We start from the raw sequence: 18,206 nt of genomic DNA, 5'->3' as shown, positions 1-18,206 counted from the left end.
GATATGGGGTTCCGTCCAGGAACCTCAATGGCCGTGGACCACGTACACGGATGCCGTTGTGCGGTGCGATAGCTAGGGTCGACGTATGCGCCGCGCGCGGAGTTCTCATCAGGCGCCTGCTTCCGTTCTTGAAAAGGCTGAACCGATCCGGTGCGGCAGACTGCAGGCGAAGCAGTCCTCAATTGGTTCTCGCCTGGGTTGGTTTCTTTCGACTGGGCTGATGATAGGCTGGTCGCCTGGGTGGAAATTTACCAACTGCTTGGGGCTTCTCTAAATGACGGCCGCATCAGGCCTGCGCCCCATCTATGCATGCGCGGGATGGGAAATCGATCTTGCCAGACGGGAATTGCGCTCTCAGGGAGTGCCCGTGCCGTTGGGTGGACGGGCCTTTGAGATCATTGCGGAATTGGTCCAGGCAGAAGGCGAACTGGTTCCCAAGAGTGATTTGACCAAGCGGGTCTGGCGGGGGGTATTCGTCGAGGAGGGCGCGCTTCGTGTGCACATCGCGGCGATCCGCAAGGCCCTCGGTTCGGATCGCGACATGCTGGCCACGACGGTCGGCCGGGGATATCGCCTTCTGGGATCATGGCAGATCCGGCATGTCGATGCGCCGGCTCAGCCAGCCCCGCCCGAACTGTCGCCATCGACCAACATTCCGGCCGCGAGGTTCAATCTCATCGGCCGCGCTACGGTGATCGCTCACCTGTGGGAGCTTCTGTCGGCCTATCGAGTCGTGAGTCTCGTCGGGCCCGGCGGGATCGGCAAGACAGCGCTGGCGCTGCAGGCGGCCAGGTCGCCGCCGGCCGGACTGACGGCCGACCGGTTCCTCATCGAACTGGCCTCGCTTTCAAATCCCGAACTCGTGCCTTCAGCGGTTGCCAGTGTGCTCGGCATCAAACTGGAAGGTGAAGAGATCTGCGCAGAGGCCATCGCGCGTGCCATCGGAGGGCGAGAGTTGCTGGTCGTTTTCGACAATTGCGAGCATGTCATTGGTGCCGTAGCCAGGCTGACCGAGACGATCGTCAGCCGCTGCCCCGGTACGACCATTATCGCGACCAGCCGCGAGGCCCTGCGTATCGATGGCGAACATGTCTATCGCGTGCCTCCACTGGAAGTGCCGCCTGAGCCTCTGCTCGCACCGGACGCCATCTTTGAACACACCGCAGTCGAACTGTTCATGACCAGGGCGAAGGCGCAGGGTTCTAGCTTCGAGCGCGACGAGGAGAATCTTGGCGCCATTGCCGCTATTTGCCGCCGGCTCGACGGCATTCCGCTCGCCATTGAGTTTGCCGCGGCACGCGCGGCGATGCTTGGCCCGCCCAAGATCGCGGCGCTTCTGGACGACAGATTCAAATTCCTTACGACGGGCCGGCGCACTGCGCTGCCCCGGCAGCAAACGCTGCGCGCGACGCTCGACTGGAGCTATGACCTGCTGCCGGAGGCGGAGGCGCGGGTCCTGCGGCGGCTCGGCATCTTCGCCGGCGATTTCCTGCTCGACGCAGTGATTGCGGTTGCCGGCGATCACGAGAGGGGCGAAGTCACCGACCACCTCGCCAATCTGGTCGCAAAATCCCTTGCCGTCGCCGACATTCGTGGCGACCGGCCGCACTACCGCCTGCTGGATACGACGCGCGCTTACGCGCTGGAAAAGCTGCATGGCTCAGGGGAATATTTCGATGCAGCGCGCCGTCACGCGCAATATTATCGCGTCTTCTTCGCCAATGCAGAAGCCGAAAGCGAGCTGAAGCCGCAGGCGGAGTGGCTTGCCATTTACGGCCGGCATATCGACAACGTGCGTGCCAGCCTTGATTGGGCATTCTCCCCCAGCGGCGATGCGCAGACTGGCGTGGCATTGACCGCGGCCGCGGTGCCGCTCTGGGTACAACTGTCGCTGCTCGCGGAGTGCCGCGAGCGCACCGAGTTGGCGCTGGCAAGGATCGATGAAGCTTGCCCGGAAGCATTGCGCCTGCGCATGCAGCTTTCGGCCGCACACGCCTGGTCGCTGATGTATGGCGTCGGTAGGGCCCGCGAGGCCGGTCCCGCCTGGGCCTTGGCGTTGCAACTCGCAGAGCAACTCGGCGACGCCGATTATTTGCTGCGCGCGCTGTGGGGACTGTGCATCGATCAGTTCAACAACGGAGAATTTCGCAAGGCGCTGGAGTTTGCGCACCGCTTCGCCGAAATCGCAGGTGGCTCGAGCAACTCCGTCGACCTGATGATGGCCGATCGGCTGCTGGCTACCACGCTGCACTACCTCGGCGACCAGAACCTCGCGCATCATTACATCACGCGGACCTTGTCGCGCCTTTCGGATCTATCGCCAAAGCCGCAGGTGATCCGCTTTCGCTTCGACCTAAGAGTATCGGCGCACTATTTCCAGGCTCGCATCCTGTGGCTCATGGGGCTAGCCGACCAGGCCTTGCGCGTGGTCGAACACAACATCGAGGAAGGCCGAGCGAGCGGCCACGCGCTGACGTTCTGCAGCGTGCTGGGGCAGGGCGCCTGCCCGATCACTTTCCTTGCCGGCGACCTCGATGCGGCGGAACGCTACTGTGCACTGTTGATCGAGCATACCGAGCGGCACCCGATCCGCCTGTGGAATTTGTGGGCCCGCGCCTTCAGAGGCATGGTGATGGCCAAGCGCGGCGGCGTTGCCACGGGATTGCCGGTGCTGCGGAAAGCGCTCGAGCTGGCGGGCGAGGCGCGGTTTTTGCCGCGCTTCCTGCTTCCTCTTGGCGAATTGGCGATCTGTCTCGGCGAGGCAGGCGACGTCGCGCAGGGGCTTATTGCCGTCAATGAGGCGCTTGCGCGTTGCGAGGCGAGGGAAGAGCAATGGTACCAGGCCGAGCTGTTGCGCATCAAAGGCGAGCTGCTGCTCCACGCCGGTGACCGTCGTTCGCTTGTCGCCGCCGAGCAGTCCTTCGACAAGTCGCTCCAGGTGGCGCGCAGCCAGGGCGCGCTGTTTTGGGAGTTGAGGACGGCAATCAGTTTTGCGCGATTGAGAGCCACTCAGGACCGTCCTGCCAACGCGCACCACATCCTTGCCTCCGTGTACGGAAAGTTCACCGAGGGGTTCGAGATTTCGGACCTGAGAAGCGCAAAAGCAATGATGGCGCAGTTTTCCAGCGAGTGAGCCGCGAGCTGCGGCTGCCCACGTCGTCCAAGTCGTGTCACCGCCCGCGTGTCGCCATGCGCGACCTTTTCTGAATTTCCCGGTTTTTGCATTCGCGCGTCTTGCAATGGCCGGACCGTTGAGATATTTGTAATACATCACTACTATACTAAGAGGAATGAAGGTTGGACGCTCGCGGTTCCATTCGAGTTGATAGCGATGTCTTGATTGTCGGGGGCGGAGCAGCCGGTGTTGCGGCAGCTATCGCCTCGGCGCGCAAGGGGCTGAGCGTTACGCTGGTCGAGCGCTACGGATTCTGTGGCGGCGGTGCCGTCGCCGGGCTCTCGGGCACTGTCTGCGGTCTTTACGAAGCGACAAACAATGTTGCGGCGGGCCCGCAACAGGTCGTTTTCGGCTTTGCCGACGAGTTTTGCCGTCGGCTTGAGGCGATGGGAGGGTTAGGCGAGCCATTGCTCTACGGCAAGACATGGGCTCGCGTCCACGATCCGCTGGTGTGGCGTGAGGCTGCCGACGCGATGCTGCGGGAGGCAGGCGTTCGCGTCATCTTCCATGCCGTCGCCCAGTCCGTGCGAATGGAAGGCGACAAGGTCGAAGGACTTGGCATCTGGACCAAGCAGGGGCCGGTGGATGCACGCGCGAAGGTCGTGATCGACGCGAGCGGCGATGCCGACGTGGTCGCGATGGCGGGACTGCCGAGTTTCATCGGCGACAACGGAGCGGTGCAAAATCCGACGATGATCTTCCGTATGATGGGAGTCGATGTCGACCGCTTTGTGGGCGAATACGGCGTGGACACGATCATGCCGGAGAAGGTCTCCGCGATGATCCGAGCCAAGCATAATGCCGGCGACTACAAGCTCCCACGCGCCAAGATCTGGTTGTTTCCTACCACGCGTCCGGGAGAGCTACTGTGCAATTGCACGCGCGTGATCGGGCCCGATGGCCGAGAGCTGAACACGCTTTCTTACCAGGACTTTACCGACGCGGAAATCGAAGGTCGGCTGCAGGCTCGTGAATATGCGCGCTTCTTCCGTGACAATCTGGTCGGTTGCGAGAGCGCTTTCCTGAATGACACCGGCGTTCAGGTCGGCGTGCGCCAGACCCGCCAGGTGTCGGGCGTGAAGACGCTCGCGAATTCAGACGTCGTTGGAGGCGCCAAGTTCGCCGACGGCATCGCCGTGTCGCCCTGGCCGATCGAGTTGCACTCGGGAGACAAACCCAGGGTGGAGTGGCTGCTGAACGACTATTACGAAGTGCCTTACGGATGCTTCGTCCCCGAGCGTGGCGAGGCGCTGCTGGTCGCGGGTCGGTGCTTGTCGGCAGAACATGAGGCCGTGGCCTCGGCACGCGTGACCGCGCAATGCTTTTCCTATGGTCACGCAATAGGTCTCGCCGCGGCGATTGCAGTTCGCGAGAACGTGCTGCCCCGCGCTATCGACGGCAAGGACGTCAGGGCTGCGGTCAACGCGGACGGCGCGCGCATTGGATGAGGACAATCCCGAAATGATCAAGTTTGAAATCAATGGGGCGATTGCGATCGTCACAATAAATCGTCCTGAGCGCCGCAATGCGTTGGGGTCGCAGTTGATGCGAGAGCTCGGGGAGGCGCTATCCGGTGCCGAACAGAACGATGCGGTAAGGGCGGTCGTATTGACAGGTGCGGCGCCGGCATTCTGCGCCGGGAGCGACCTGAAGGAACTGGCTGGTCTATCGATAGCGGATATGTGCAAGCATGAGTCGGAGACGGCTGCATTCGCGCGTGCCATTGGTTATCGCGCAAAGCCGGTCATCGCCGCGGTGGAGGGCTATGCACTTGGCGGCGGCTTTATCCTTGCCGCATCCTGCGACATCGTCGTCAGTGCCTCGACGGCGCGCTGGCATTTGCCCGAGGCGCCAAACGGCTGGCTGCCTCCTTGGGGGCTGGCAGCGCTGCTGGCGCGAACTGGACCCGTTCGAGCGCGCCGTTTGACCTGGGGTGCTGCGCCGATCAACGGTGTCGAAGCGGCTCGTATTGGACTGGTTGACGATGTGGTCGAGCCGGGTGCGGCGCTTGAGCATGCGATCAGTGTGGCCGACGGGCTCGCCGCGGTGCCACGGGAAGCGATCGCGTCCACCAAGCGATTCTTTGAACCATTCATCATGGCGGATGCCGAGCGCCTGGATGAAGTCGCATCCAGGGAGTTCGCGTTGAATTGCGAAACGCCGAGCTCGCGCAAGACCTTCGAACGTTTCATGGTGAAAGCGTGAGCAAGATTGTTGATGCCGCGACCGCGGTCGCTTCGATCCCGGATGGATCCACTGTCGGCTGCGTCGGTGTAATCGGCTGGGTGACGCCGGATGCGCTGCTCAGAGCGCTCGGAGAACGTTTCCGCAAAACGGCGTGTCCGAAAGATCTGACGTTCTATTTCCCTGTCGGGACGGGCGATGCCCAAGGCATCAGGGGAATGGATCACGTCGCGCAAGCAGGCTTGATGAAGCGCATCGTCGGCGGATCCTACATCAATCCGGTCGATCCGACGACGGGCAAGCGCCCGGAGTTGATGCGCTTGATCCGTGAAAACAGAATCGAAGCCTATTCGTGGCCGATCGGAGCGACCATGCATTGGCTTCGCGAAGTTGCGCGTCGCAGCCCCGGTTACATGACACGGATCGGTCTCGGGACCTACATCGATCCCGAAAACGGCGGTGGCAAGTTCACCGAGCGCGCACAAGATGATCTGGTCCGGCGAATCGATTTCGAAGGTCAACCGTATCTGTTCTATCCGACGTGGAAGCTCGACACGGTCTTTGTCTACGCCTCATCGGCGGACGAGGAAGGCAATCTCTCATTCGAGAATGAGGCGCTCGTCTCCTCCAACATCGCGCTGATCCTTGCGGCCAAGGCGCATGGTGGCCGTGTCATAGCTCAGGTGCGCCGAGCGGTACCCCATGGAACGCGGCCCGCTTCGGAGGTGCGGATTCCCGGCATGTTCGTGGACGCCGTCGTGGTCGATCCGTCGATGATGATGACGACTGACGTCAAGTTCGAGCCAGCCTACTTCGGCGGAGAACGGCGTCCCTTGTCGCAGCTCCCGCCCATTCCGATGTCGGCGGACAAGGTCGTTGCGTTGCGTGCAGCGAAAGAAGTCCGCAAGCGAGAACTATCCATCTTCGGCTTCGGGGCTGCCGCCGATGTACCCTTGGTAATGGCCGAGCAGGGGGTGTTCGAGAACGGTGGCCTCAAGGACTACTGGTTCACGACCGAGCACGGTTCCTACGGGGGCATCGTGATGTCCGGTTGGCAGTTCTCAGCCAACCTCAATCCCGATGCGATCTTGGACGGGGTCTACCAGTTCGATGCCATCGACGGCGGTCTTTGCCGGTTTGCAGCGCTGGCCTTTGCCCAATTCGACCGGGGTGGTCTGGTCAACGTTTCCAAATTCGGTGCCGCAAATCCCGGCGCCGGCGGCTTCATCGATATCGCGGAAAACGCGGAGCGGCTGGTGTTCACGGGCACTTTCACCACCGGCGGCCTCGACGTCGCATTCGCAGATGGAAAGCTGCGCATCATCAAAGAGGGTAAGGTACGCAAATTCGTCAATAAGGCCGAACACATTACCTATTCCGTGATCGATGGTGTAAAGCGTGGTCAGACGGCCCGCGTGATCACCGAGCGCGCCGTGTTCGAGATCGCGGCCGAAGGCCTGACCCTCACCGAAGTCGCGCCAGGGATCGATGTTCGCCGCGACGTGCTCGATCAGATGGAATTCGCCCCATGGAAGGTGGCGGACGACCTCAAGCTCATGGATGAGGCGTTCTTCCTGGATATACCTCGCCAGGCGAGGGCCAGTTGAAGGTCGCCAAATACTGATTCGATCAGGCTACGCCAGTCCGATCCCGCGCTCGAAGATCTTGCGCGTATAGCCTTCGATCTGGTCCATCAGGGCCGTAGCGTGGGCAAGCGCCTTCTTCTCGTCCTGCCGTGCGACGGCGCGCGCCCGCTCGGCATGCAGTTTACCCATCGCTTCGAGGTTCTGCAGGTCGGACTCATATTTGTAGTAGAAACGCCGGGACATCGCGTGGAGCGGTGAGATCGATCGGGCTGCAAAAGGATTGCCCGCCGCCTTCGCGATGAGCTGATTCGCATTGAACACCTCGCGTAGGTATTTTTCCAGATTACCCTGCTTGCCGGCCGCATCGATTTCGTTGGCCGCCGCAATGAGCCGCTCGCGATCGGTAGCCATGATCCTTCGTGCCGCTCGTGTGGAAATGAAAATCTCAAGTTCCCTGCGGAATTCGATGACGAGCAACTGCTCATGGAGATTGATCTCGGTGATCATCAAGCCGTGCCGCGGCAAGATACTGACCAGATAGTCTGCTTGCAGGCGCTTGACTGCTTCGCGGACCGGCGTGCGGCCAATCCCGATCTTGTCGGCAAGACCCTCTTCGGACCAGTGGCTCCCAGGAGGAAGCTGCAAGGTGACAATCATCTCTTCCAGGCGTCGATGCGCAGCATCGGCCTGTGATTCTGTTGTGACATCGATCGCAGCTTTCTTACCCATAAGATGTCTAAGCCTTTGCAGTACACCGGGTCGTATTGAAGAACTCGCAAGCACCAGTCAACCGAGCAGCGCCTGATCTATACCGGTTTGTTGTCCGTCGCCGTTCCCGCGACCTTTCTCCGACAGCCTTAGCCGACTGCTCTTCGGTCGCTCGGCATGCGAACGAGGCCGCCAGGCTTGACGCTTGGCCCGTAAGATATTACTAGTACGTTAGTGAGATAATACAAATATCGTCAGGGAGAGAGACGTGCTCGGGTCAAGAGGATTTCTGCTCACAGGATTGATGGCGTGCAGCCTGCTCGCGGCGCCGGCTGTTCGCGCGCAAGATGTTGTCAAGATCGGTCAGATCGAGGCTCTAACGGGCGCCACCGCCACTTATGGATGGATGTCGGCGCAAGGCACCAAGGTCGCCGTCGAGGAGATCAACGCCAAGGGCGGCTTCAAGGTCGGCGACAAGACCTACAGGCTCGAATTGATCCAGGCGGATACCCGTGGCGAGCCGCGCGAGGCGACGGTTCAGTTTCGCAAGATGATGGAAGACAAGGTTCGCTTCGTCTTCGGTCCATTCCTGACCAATATCTTCAACGCCATTGAACCGATCGCGAACCAGAACAACGGCAAGTTCCTGCTGTTTTCAGGAGCCACATCGGCCCATGCCGCGCTTGGAAAACCGGATCACGACTATCTGTTGCGCACCTGGAATTGGGATGCGGGTTCGGCCGGGTTCGGCCAGTTGATGGTCGACTACCTGAAGAAGCTGAACACCAAGAAGGTGGCGATGCTGTTCCAGAACGATGCCTTCGGTAAAACCGCCGTCGACATCTATACGGGGCTGTTCAAGACTGCCGGCATCGAGCTTCAGGTCGAACTCTTTGAACCGGGCACGAAGGACTTCAGTGCGGTACTTGCGAAACTCGCCGCCGGGAAGCCCGATATTCTCTTCCCCGGCTATTCGGATGCGGTGCTCTACGACATCGTGCGGCAGGCGACCGAATCCGGCTTCGCGAACCGCTTTTTCCTGGTTCGTGGCTCGATCGGGCCCGCGCTCAAGAACAAGGACGCCATCGCGGACTACGTAGCCTACGTTCCGAAGTACTTCGAGGAAGCGGAAAAGAGCGAGCCGAAGGTCAAGGCGTTCATCGAGAGTTACAAGAAGACTTTCAATCGGGAATTCCCCTACGATCAGGCGCCTCTGTGCTCGTCGTCCTGCTACGACCATGTCTACATGCTCGTCCAGGCGATGCAGAGCGCAGGTACGGTCGACGACATTTCCAAGATCCGGTCCACGTTGCTGGCCATGACTTACGACGGGTTGTGGAAGATCCGATACGACAAGACCGGGGAGGCGGTGTTCGGGTTCGACGTGGTGCATGTGCGCAAGGGCGGTTCGATTGAAATCGTCAAATACGACCCGACCAAAGAATAGCTGAGATTGTCGCGCTTCGGCTTTCCCGGAATGCTCGTCCGGGAAGGCCATTCCATCGGTGAGGGAGGGGCACTTGCCCCGGCCCGTTCTCCCAACGGACACAGTATCCATGTCGCAGCTAATTATCGGGCAGATGCTCAACGGCGTGATCGTCGGCTCGCTCTACGGCATCATCGCGCTCGGCGTGACGCTCACTTTCGGTTTGACCGGCATTGTGAATTTCGCGTTAGGCGCCTTCATGATGCTCGGCGCCTACGCAACGTGGTATTTCTACGACGTACTCGGCTGGCCATATGCATTGGCCGTGCTTGGTGCCGTCGGCGCCGTCAGCGTCGTCGGTTACGTCTCGGATCGTGCGCTGTTTCAGTTCACGCGCGGCAATCTCGTCAATGGCCTTCTTGTGTCGATCGGCATGATCTCGGTATTCGAGGCGCTCGTGCTGGCGGCCTTCACCACGACGCCGAAGGACCTCACTTACGTGCTGCCTGGCGCGTTGAACATCGCGGGGATTGTCCTTCCCAAGATCAAGGTCGTTGTCTGCGTCGTCTTCCTGGCCGTGATATTCGGCACTTATGTCGCGTTGACACGCACCTGGCTTGGCCGTGCGGCGTTCTCTTATGCGCAGAATCCCGAGGCCGCTGCGCTGATGGGGGTTCACACCGGACGGCTGCAGACGATCGTCGTCGTGTACTCGACAGCGCTCGCAGGCCTTGGTGGGGGACTCTACGCCAGCATGTACTCCATCGAGCCGACGATCGGCTCCGGATACATCCTGAAGGCGGTGGAAGCTGCGATCCTTGCAGGTGTCGGCAGCGTCATTGGAGCGCTGGGCGGCGGCATCATTCTCGGTATCAGCGAGAACATAGGCTCCGTCTTCCTTCCATCCGCCTTCCGCGACGCCTACGGGCTCGTCTTCCTGATCGCGATTCTCCTCGTTCGTCCGGCTGGCCTCTTTGGAGATCGGCCATGAGATATGCGATCGCCGTCGGATTGCTCGTCGCGCTCCTGGCGCCGCTCACAGCTCATAGCGCTTCGGTTCTTGCCATTGCGATTTACGCCTTCATGGCCGCATCTCTGGCCGTGAGCTTCAATCTGATATTTGGATTCACTGGCCAGTTGTCGATGTTCCATGCCGCATCGTTCGGCATGTCGGCCTATATCGTCACGATCCTCGTCACGACGTTCGGGTGGAATTTTTGGTTGGCCATAGCGCCGGCTCTGGCCGTCGTTTTCGTCCTGTCGCTGATCGTTGGAACGATCTGTTTCCGATTCAAGCTGAAGGAATTCTATTTCGCCGTCGTCACGATGGCGTTTTCGGAGGTGCTGCGGCTGATCATACTGAACTGGAACGGAATGACGAACGGCTCACTCGGCATCACCGTTGTCGACAAGCCGAGCCTCTGGACGCCGATTGGCAACGTTGCGATTTCGGGCGGGGTTGCCTGGTACTACCTGACGCTGGCGCTGTTGGTTATCGTGTATGTTGTCTGCCAAGGGGTCCTTTCATCGTGGATCGGACGCTGCCTTGCGGCGATCCGCCTGAATGACCAGCTAGGCGAAACCCTGGGTATTGATGTTTTCAAGTACAAGCTACTGAGCTTTGCGATCGGAAGCGCGCTCGCAGGCTTGGTTGGAGCTTTCTATGGGTTTTATTCAGGTTTCGTTGAGCCGCACTATCTCTCGATACCGCTCGGGCTTGACATTATTGCGATGGTTCTGCTCGGCGGGGTTGGGTCGCTGATCGGGCCCGTGATCGGCGCGTTCGTGTTGACAGCGCTTCCGCACGTCATCGAGTTGAGCGCGGAGCTCCGCATCGCGCTCTACGGTTCGATTCTGGTCTTTGTCATCCTGGTCATGCCGAAGGGCATCGTGGGCCTGATTGGGAGCAAAAGAAATGCTGCTTGATATCCGGAATCTGACCAAGCGGTTCGGCGGCCTGACGGCCGTTTCGAATGTCTCCTTCGGAATCGAGCGGGGCGAAATCATCGGGATCTTCGGGCCCAACGGCTCCGGGAAGACCACGACGCTCAGTCTGATCGCGGGAATTCTCCAGCCGACACAGGGCAGTATTCTCTGGAAAGGCGAGGATATCAGCGCGCTTCCGCCGTTTGAAGTCGCGCAGCACGGATTGGTGAAGACGTTTCAGAATCCGCAACTGTTTCCAGAGCTGACTGTCGCCGAGCACATGCGCATTGCGTGTCACCTCCACATCAAACGCACGTTGGGCTTCGGTCGTCTGTGGACATTGTTCGGAGGTATGCCCGCTGCACTGAACGGTACGTTGACTCGCAAGATCGACCAGATGCTCGAACTGTGCAGGCTGGCCGACAAGCGGAACGAAGAGGCGGGGGCTCTGTCCTATGGCGGTGAGAAGATGTTGGGCGTGGCGATGGGAATGGTCTGCGAGCCGGAGTTGCTGTTGCTCGACGAGCCGGCCTCGGGTCTTGGCCACGACGAGATCATGAACCTCGATGCGGTGCTGCGCGATTTGAGAACGCACGGGGTGACGCTCTGCATCATTGATCACAAGGTCGGGTTCCTGGGCCGGCTGGCGGATCGGTCGATTGCACTTCATCACGGCGCGGTCATCGCCACCGGCAAGACCGTGGACGTTCTCGCCAACGAGGCAGTCGTCGAAGCCTATTTGGGCAAGAAGCATGCTTGATGTCTCCGATCTCAACGTCAGTTACGGCAAGCAGAAGGTCCTTAGAGGCGTCTCCTTCGAGCTTCAGCAGGGTGAAGTCGTCACGCTGATCGGGCCGAATGCCGCCGGAAAATCGACGACCTTGCGCACGCTTGCCGGATTGAAGAGGAACGACTCCGGCAAGATCGCCTTCGATGGCAGTGACATGGCTTCGATATCGACAGCCGAGCGTGTCAAGTGCGGGCTGGTGCTCGTTCCGGAAGGCCGCCAGATCTTTCCGCGAATGTCGGTCCTCGAGAACCTGTTGATGGGAGCTTACCATCGGTCCGATCGCGACCATGTCGAAGGCGACATCGAACGAATCTTTTCCATGTTCCCTCGCTTGCGCGAGCGCAGCACACAGCGAGCTGGCTCGATGTCGGGTGGCGAACAGCAGATGCTCGCCATCGGACGTGGATTGATGTCTCGGCCGAAGTTGATGCTGCTCGATGAGCCGACGCTCGGTCTCGCGCCGATCATTATCGAAGAGCTTGGGCGGATCATCCGCGAACTGGCCAAGGAGGGCCTAGCGATCCTGCTCGCCGAGCAGAATGCGGTGATGGCACTGGGATGCGCGGATCGCGCCTACGTGCTGCAGTCCGGCAACATCGTGACATCGGGTGATGCGAAACATCTCTCGCAAGCTCCCGAAGTCAAGCAGATGTATCTCGGCGCGTGAAGTCTATTGGCTGGTGATCCATGAACGAAAAGCTGGAAGTTGTTGGTCTCGAGAAGCGGGGGGATGTTGCCGTCATCACCTTGTTGAGGTCTTCGCGCCGCAATTCGATGAATCAGGATCTCGTGGACAGGGTGAAAGCGGCCCTGATCGAGCTGGATCGCGATGACAGTGTCGGTGCGATCGTTCTCGTCGGTGCGCCTCCTGGCTTTTCCGCCGGCAGCGACCTGAAGTTCATCGGTGCGCTCGGTCTTGAGGCGATGGGGCGGTTCGAGCAGGAATGTGGAGACTTGGGCCGCCTGATCGGTTTCATCAGCAAGCCCGTCGTCGCCGCAGTCGAAGCCTTCGCGATCGGTGGCGGATTTACATTCGCCACCTGTTGCGACGTCGTTGTCGCGGGGCGCGGATCGAAGTGGAGCCTGCCCGAGGTCCCGCATGGCTGGCTCACCCCCTGGGGCATCAAGTCGCTGGTTGCTCGCGTAGGGTTGGTCAAGGCTCGCTTGCTCTGTTTCTGCCTTGAGCCGCTGACCGCCGAAGGGGCGCGAGAACTCGGCGTGGTTGACTATTGTTGCGACGATGGCGAGGCGCTTTCGACCGCTATCAGTATCGCTGAAAAGCTGGCCTCGCTTCCGCGGCCGGCGGTTGCGGCAACCAAGCGCTTCTTTTCCAGCTATCTGATGGAAAATGCCGAAGCGATGGACTTCGAAGCCAATCGCCTCTTCCTCGACAATTGTCGGGAGAGAGCGGCCCAAGCGACCCTCGACAAGTTCCGGCACCGTTGATGGCTGCCATCCCAACCAGGAAGGACTGGACCGATGCTTCTTGACCTCAACGAAGAAGAAAGGCTCCTGAAAGAAGGTCTTGAACAGTTCGCAGAAGGCTCAATCCGGCCGAAGATCAAGCCGTTTGTGGATCGGCATGAGTTTCCCACCGAACTTGTCAGAGAGTTTCTCTCACTCGGCTTCATGGGCACCGCCTACGATCCGGATTTTGCCGGCGGCGGACTTGGCACGCGAGGCGCGGCGATCGTGGCCGAGACGCTGGCTCGCGCAGAACCGGGATTCGCCGCGATCTATCTTTGCAACAGCGCACCGATGACGGTGATCGCGCGCTACGGTTCCGACGAAGTCAAGAAGAAGTGGCTGGAGCCGCTATGCCGCGGCGATTTCATCGCCTCGTTCGGTGTCACCGAGCCCGGCGGCGGGTCGGACGTCGCCAGCATCAAGACACGGGCTGTGGAAGATGGCGATTCCTTTGTGCTGTCGGGATCGAAGGTGTTCTCCACCAATGCCGGCACGCCTCTGCACGGAGCATCGACGTTCGTCGCTGTCACTGACCCCGAGCTGGGCCCCAAGGGACTCTCGACCTTCGTCGTACCGGTTGGAACGCCTGGCTTCAAGGTCGGCAAGCCCGGCCGCAAGATTGGCTGGCGGATTGCAGATTCGGTGGAACTGTTCCTCGATGAATGTCGCGTACCCAAAGCGAATATGATTGGCGAGCGCGGGGACGGGCTGAAGCAGATACTGACCACCCTCAGCATCGGCCGTATTCTTGTCGGTGCCACTGGCCTGGGGCTCGCCCGCAAGGCGATGGACCTCGCGAAATCCTATGGGGCAGGCCGCAAGGTCGGCGGGGTGCCGATATTCAAACACCAGGGACTGACATTCCCGCTGGCCGATGCGCTTACGAAAATTCACGCGACCGAGCTCATGATCCGCAATGCTGCCTGCTTGGCAGACGCAGACCGGCCATTCCGTCTCGAGACATCCATGGCCAAGTTGTTTGCGACCGAAATGGCAAGTGAGGTTGCCGATATCGCCCTGCAGGTTCACGGCGGCTACGGTGCGTTCGAAGAGTATGAGGTATCAGGGCTTCTCGGCGAAGCGCGGGTCCTTCGTATCCTTGAGGGAACAAGCGAGATCCAGCGTCTGGTGATCGCGCGTGAACTGATGGCGTAACGCTCCGCTAAGAGTAGAGGTGCCTCGATAGTCTCAGCGCGTCGGCGCTTAGCCCAGCGCTGAACCGATCACCTTCAGAGGTGACGTCAGGTGGCGATCCATTACCCCTTCACTGGCTCGCGCTGGTCGCGGCAACAGGGGTTGTGGCGGTCGCCCGCTTGCCGACTGCCAGATATACCGCAGCCGATACGCCGATGCCAAAGAGCCAGCTGAGATCGGCGCCGCCGAGCAGACCCGTCGAGATTGGTCCCTGCAACGCGCTGACGAGGCCGTCTTCGACCGACCAGCCTGCAACGAGACCTGCCAGGAAGGCGATGATTCCGCCCCAGTTGATATCGCCATAGGCGCTGGTTTCCGGCGAGCGGTAGAGTTCGGCGACGTCGATCTGGCCCTTTCGCTTGATGTAGAAGTCGGCGAGCACGACACCGGCCCACGGGCTCATCCACAACAACAGGCTGATCATCCAGTTGTCGAATGCCTTCGCAAAGGACGGTGCGAAGATGAAGTAGAGCGTGACCAGATAGCCGGCGATGCCGACGATGATCGCTAGCGCGACGCGCGAGAGCTTGAAGCCTGCGCTAAGCGCGGCGAGCGCAGCCGAATAGACATTGAGGATATTGGTCGCGATCGGTCCGTGCAGCACCATCAGCAGCACCAGGATGCTGGTCGGACCGCCGAACACCGCGCTGACCATCTTGGCCGGATCGGTATCCAGTGTCGTGCTGGCGATCGTCGCGCCCAGGATGGCGAGCCACACGCTCGGCACGAACATGCCGACATAGCTGTACCAGAACACGGAGCTCGAGGGCACGCTCTTCGGCACGAAGCGCGAATAGTCCGAAGCCCAGGTGACCCAGGAGATGCCCCAGCCGACGCCGATCGCTGTCATCAACAGCGTCAGCATTGCCAGATGCGCGCCACCCGAAAGGGACGTGGTGAGGCCCCAATTGACGACGCCCGGGCGCGACCACGCCAGCACGCTCATCAGGATCATGATGGCAACCGTCGCTGGCACCGTGTACTTCTCGAAGGTCCGGATCGCGTAGAAGCCGTACACGCCGATCCCGACCTGAAGCACCATCACCAGCGTGATGACGATGATCTCGACCAGCCAGCTGTCGGGAATGCCGAACTGGCCAAGGATGGCGACTGCGATCTTCACGGGGAAGTAGGTGTTCACGCCGATCCAGCACAGCGTCATCAGGAACATCAGGATGCTCGGCAGATAGGCGCCGCGAACGCCGAAGGCCGAGCGGCTCAAGACCATTTGGTTGACGCCGGTCCTGTGGCCCATCACGGTGAAGGACGCAAAGATCGCGCAGCCGATGATGTTGCCGATCACGATCACCGCGATCGTTTCCATAAGGCCGAGCTTCAGGATGATGCCAAGCGCGCCGAGGGCCCAGTTGACCGGCGCGATATTGGCGCCTGCCCAGATCCACATTTGCTGCGGTCCGGTGGAGTCCCGGTCGGCGTCAGGAATAGGCTCGATGCTATGAATATCGGCGCGAAGCTCGGAATCCGTCATGACATCCCCCGTTCAATACGAAGCACGCTTCGTAATCGGCGGGCGCAGCAACAATCGTGCCATGGAAGTAGGGTGTAGCCGCGAAGCCTGCTGCTCCGCGCGCCGACGCGGCGGGTGGTTCGAAGAATTGACGCTGTCTTTTCAAGGCCGAGACGGCATCGCTCCCGGTCTATGTCGACGTGCAGGCCGGCTGTTGCATGCTTGGTCATGCCAGTCCGGGCGTCAGCAGAGCCGGGACCGCAATAGCGAGCGTGCGATCACGGATTGTGCAGTCTGCGCCAAAAAGACAGCCAACGGCTCGCGCTCCATCTAGTCGAAAAGGGCAGTCGCGCTGTCGCGACTGGCGTTGCCTGCAACGATGCGTTGCATCATTTCGATGAACAAGCCGCGTTCCTTCTCTGTCAAGCCACCGAGGGTTGCGCGGTGTGCGGCGCGCGCCGATGCTTCAATCTTGTCGAGCAGGGCCTTTCCGGCCGATGTCAACCGGCACAGCCGGGCGCGTCGGTCGTCCTTGTTGACGGCCCGTTCGACCAGATTTCGGGCGGCGAGTCGCTTCAGCGCACCCGTCGTCGTGGTCCGATCCAGCGCGATATCCGCCGCCAATGTGGTCTGATCGGCGGTTCCTCGCACGGCCAACGCCGAAAGAAGGCTGTATTGCAGTGGCGTTATCTCGAATTCACCGCACGCTTCCTGGAACAGCGCGACGTGGATCTGATGCAGGCGCCGGATCAGGAACCCCGGCCGTTGTGACAATGGCCATGGGCGATGCCTGGTCTCGCCGCGACGCTTCTTCGCTTGCTGCAACGCACAGTCTCCAGCCTTGGAACGAGGCGCGAGTAGCCCGATTCGAGCGCACGCGCCATCACCAGATCATGGCATGAAGCTTGCTTTTTGAAAAATACGAAGCATGCTTCGTATTTCCGCGAGAGCGGGACCAACCCGCCGGCGAGAGCAAGGAGAACGTTCATGTCCATCAGCGCCAGCTTCGATCTGCTATTGCGTGGCGGCCGCGTCATCTGTCCGTCCTCCGGCATTGATAGCATCCGGGATGTTGCCATTCGCAACGGCAAGATCGCGGCGGTGCAGGCCGATATCCTGCCAACCAGCGCGAGGGAAGTGATCGACGTCGCCGGCAAGCTGGTGTTGCCGGGACTGATCGATACGCACGCGCATGTCTATCAATATGTCACCGGACGTTTCGGCATGAATGCCGACATGGTCGGAGTGCAGTCGGGCGTCACAACGCTGGTCGATCAGGGCGGTCCATCCTGCATGACGCTTCCGGGCTTTCGCCACTTCATCGCCGAATCTGCGAAGTCGCGCGTCTATGCGTTCCTGTCGGCCTATCTCGTTGGCGGGCTCGAAGGACATTACTATCCGCAGCTCTATAGCCCCGAGGGTGTCGACATCGATGCCACCGTCAAGGCGGCGAGGGCCAATCCTGATATCGTTCGCGGCATCAAGGCGCATGCTGAGATCGGCGGCTTTGCGCGCTGGGGCATTCGCGTCATCGAAATGTCCGCGGAGATCGGTCGCCGCGCCGATCTGCCTGTCTATGTCCATTTCGGTCAGCTCTGGGGTCTGCCCGAAAGCGGTGCGAACGGCGAGGATGCCGACACGATCCTGACGCGTGTGATCCCGCTGTTGCGCGAAGGGGATATCTTGGCGCATCCGTTCACGCGCCATCCCGGCGGCTTCGTCAACCGCGAGGGCGAGGTGCATCCGGTGATCCAGGCAGCGCTCGACCGAGGCCTCAAGGTCGATGTCGGTCACGGCAGCCATTTCTCCTACCGGCTAGCCAAGAAGGCGATCAGTGCCGGCATCGTTCCGACCACGCTCGGCGCCGACATCCACGGCTACAACACCCATGTGCCCGCGCCGGCCGGTACACCGGAACAGCACGAGGATGAAGAAAACCATCCGTTCGCCGGCCAGGCAAAGTTCAGCCTGGTGCAGGCGATGAGTTCGATGATGGCGCTCGGGCTCTCGCTCGAGCAGGTGGTGCCGATGGTCACCTCCAATCCGGCGAAGATGCTTGGCCGTGATGAGGAGATCGGCGCGCTCAAAGTCGGCAGGGATGCCGATGTCTCGGTGCTCACGGAGCACACCGGGCGATTTGTCCTTCGCGACAACGAGAAGACTGAAGTCATTGCCGAACGGCTACTGCAGCCGACGTTCTGTTTGCGTGCCGGCGCGCGCTACGACGCGGTCGCGCCGATCCTGCCGCAAGCGGTCGCGGCGTAGGGAGGCCGTAGCAGTCC

Annotated in this window: 15 protein-coding genes; 12 read left to right on the top strand and 3 right to left on the bottom strand. The window is 60.8% G+C overall.

Annotation, left to right across the window (positions count from 1 at the left end):
* The first annotated feature begins 367 nt into the window (after window positions 1-367).
* The 4 genes from ACZIRK_RS01170 (at window position 368) to ACZIRK_RS01155 (ending at window position 6,966) form a co-directional block, all read left to right on the top strand.
* Entirely contained in the window at window positions 368-3,133 is a 2,766-nt protein-coding gene (locus tag ACZIRK_RS01170) for an ATP-binding protein (protein WP_474417414.1), read from the top strand.
* A gap of 203 nt (window positions 3,134-3,336) precedes the next feature.
* Complete coding sequence (locus ACZIRK_RS01165; protein ID WP_463326785.1) at window positions 3,337-4,623, top strand: FAD-dependent oxidoreductase; 1,287 nt, start codon at window positions 3,337-3,339, stop codon at window positions 4,621-4,623.
* Window positions 4,616-5,380 (top strand): enoyl-CoA hydratase/isomerase family protein, encoded by a 765-nt coding sequence (locus tag ACZIRK_RS01160; protein WP_463326784.1) that lies wholly within the window; start codon window positions 4,616-4,618, stop codon window positions 5,378-5,380. Before ACZIRK_RS01165 ends, ACZIRK_RS01160 begins: the two co-directional genes overlap by 8 nt.
* Window positions 5,377-6,966: an acyl CoA:acetate/3-ketoacid CoA transferase gene (locus ACZIRK_RS01155; protein ID WP_463326783.1), complete on the top strand. Its 1,590-nt coding sequence runs from the start codon at window positions 5,377-5,379 to the stop codon at window positions 6,964-6,966. The genes ACZIRK_RS01160 and ACZIRK_RS01155 overlap by 4 nt, the downstream gene beginning before the upstream one ends.
* 27 nt (window positions 6,967-6,993) lie before the next feature.
* Here ACZIRK_RS01155 and ACZIRK_RS01150 read toward each other — a convergent pair whose 3' ends face one another.
* Window positions 6,994-7,728: a GntR family transcriptional regulator gene (locus ACZIRK_RS01150; RefSeq protein ID WP_245474555.1), complete on the bottom strand. Its 735-nt coding sequence runs from the start codon at window positions 7,726-7,728 to the stop codon at window positions 6,994-6,996.
* A 193-nt stretch (window positions 7,729-7,921) separates the two neighbouring features.
* On the opposite strand from ACZIRK_RS01150, the gene ACZIRK_RS01145 reads away from it, so the two are divergent.
* The 7 genes from ACZIRK_RS01145 to ACZIRK_RS01115 all read left to right on the top strand — a co-directional run bounded on the left by ACZIRK_RS01145 (window position 7,922) and on the right by ACZIRK_RS01115 (window position 14,417).
* Entirely contained in the window at window positions 7,922-9,100 is a 1,179-nt protein-coding gene (locus ACZIRK_RS01145) for an ABC transporter substrate-binding protein (protein ID WP_130223823.1), read from the top strand.
* A 109-nt stretch (window positions 9,101-9,209) separates the two neighbouring features.
* Entirely contained in the window at window positions 9,210-10,070 is an 861-nt protein-coding gene (locus ACZIRK_RS01140; protein WP_130223825.1) for a branched-chain amino acid ABC transporter permease, read from the top strand.
* A gap of 20 nt (window positions 10,071-10,090) precedes the next feature.
* On the top strand, window positions 10,091-11,005 hold the full coding sequence (locus ACZIRK_RS01135; protein ID WP_463326782.1) for a branched-chain amino acid ABC transporter permease: 915 nt from the start codon (window positions 10,091-10,093) through the stop codon (window positions 11,003-11,005).
* Window positions 10,995-11,765, top strand: coding sequence for an ABC transporter ATP-binding protein (locus ACZIRK_RS01130; protein ID WP_130223829.1), 771 nt, complete (start codon window positions 10,995-10,997; stop codon window positions 11,763-11,765). The genes ACZIRK_RS01135 and ACZIRK_RS01130 overlap by 11 nt, the downstream gene beginning before the upstream one ends.
* Window positions 11,758-12,462, top strand: a complete 705-nt coding sequence (locus ACZIRK_RS01125; RefSeq protein WP_463326781.1) for an ABC transporter ATP-binding protein — start codon at window positions 11,758-11,760, stop codon at window positions 12,460-12,462. The genes ACZIRK_RS01130 and ACZIRK_RS01125 overlap by 8 nt, the downstream gene beginning before the upstream one ends.
* 20 nt (window positions 12,463-12,482) lie before the next feature.
* Complete coding sequence (locus tag ACZIRK_RS01120; protein WP_130223833.1) at window positions 12,483-13,241, top strand: enoyl-CoA hydratase/isomerase family protein; 759 nt, start codon at window positions 12,483-12,485, stop codon at window positions 13,239-13,241.
* A 33-nt stretch (window positions 13,242-13,274) separates the two neighbouring features.
* A complete protein-coding gene (locus ACZIRK_RS01115) occupies window positions 13,275-14,417 on the top strand; it encodes an acyl-CoA dehydrogenase family protein (RefSeq protein ID WP_463326780.1) in 1,143 nt (380 codons plus the stop codon).
* A gap of 109 nt (window positions 14,418-14,526) precedes the next feature.
* Here the strand turns inward: ACZIRK_RS01115 and ACZIRK_RS01110 are convergent, their stop codons facing one another.
* Together ACZIRK_RS01110 and ACZIRK_RS01105 are read right to left on the bottom strand one after the other, a co-directional pair.
* Entirely contained in the window at window positions 14,527-15,945 is a 1,419-nt protein-coding gene (locus ACZIRK_RS01110; protein WP_463326779.1) for a cytosine permease, read from the bottom strand.
* 309 nt (window positions 15,946-16,254) lie between these two features.
* Window positions 16,255-16,749 (bottom strand): MarR family winged helix-turn-helix transcriptional regulator, encoded by a 495-nt coding sequence (locus tag ACZIRK_RS01105; protein ID WP_463326778.1) that lies wholly within the window; start codon window positions 16,747-16,749, stop codon window positions 16,255-16,257.
* 162 nt (window positions 16,750-16,911) lie between these two features.
* Between ACZIRK_RS01105 and ACZIRK_RS01100 the strand changes: the two genes are divergently transcribed.
* The gene (locus ACZIRK_RS01100; protein ID WP_463326777.1) at window positions 16,912-18,189 is read left to right on the top strand and encodes an amidohydrolase/deacetylase family metallohydrolase; all 1,278 of its coding nucleotides are present in this window, start codon (window positions 16,912-16,914) and stop codon (window positions 18,187-18,189) included.
* Window positions 18,190-18,206 lie beyond the last annotated feature (17 nt).

The sequence above is a fragment of the Bradyrhizobium sp. Leo114 genome, assembly GCF_055229415.2.
Note: the sequence above shows the minus strand (reverse complement) of the source record. Positions and strands in the feature narration are given on the sequence as shown.

Excerpts from the sequence above, each read along its gene's own strand:
- ACZIRK_RS01140 (WP_130223825.1), top strand. The coding sequence starts at position 9,210 with ATGTCGCAGCTAATTATCGGGCAGATGCTCAACGGCGTGATCGTCGGC.
- ACZIRK_RS01130 (WP_130223829.1), top strand. The coding sequence starts at position 10,995 with ATGCTGCTTGATATCCGGAATCTGACCAAGCGGTTCGGCGGCCTGACG.
- ACZIRK_RS01125 (WP_463326781.1), top strand. The coding sequence starts at position 11,758 with ATGCTTGATGTCTCCGATCTCAACGTCAGTTACGGCAAGCAGAAGGTC.
- ACZIRK_RS01120 (WP_130223833.1), top strand. The coding sequence starts at position 12,483 with ATGAACGAAAAGCTGGAAGTTGTTGGTCTCGAGAAGCGGGGGGATGTT.
- ACZIRK_RS01115 (WP_463326780.1), top strand. The coding sequence starts at position 13,275 with ATGCTTCTTGACCTCAACGAAGAAGAAAGGCTCCTGAAAGAAGGTCTT.
- ACZIRK_RS01110 (WP_463326779.1), bottom strand. The coding sequence starts at position 15,945 with ATGACGGATTCCGAGCTTCGCGCCGATATTCATAGCATCGAGCCTATT.
- ACZIRK_RS01100 (WP_463326777.1), top strand. The coding sequence starts at position 16,912 with ATGTCCATCAGCGCCAGCTTCGATCTGCTATTGCGTGGCGGCCGCGTC.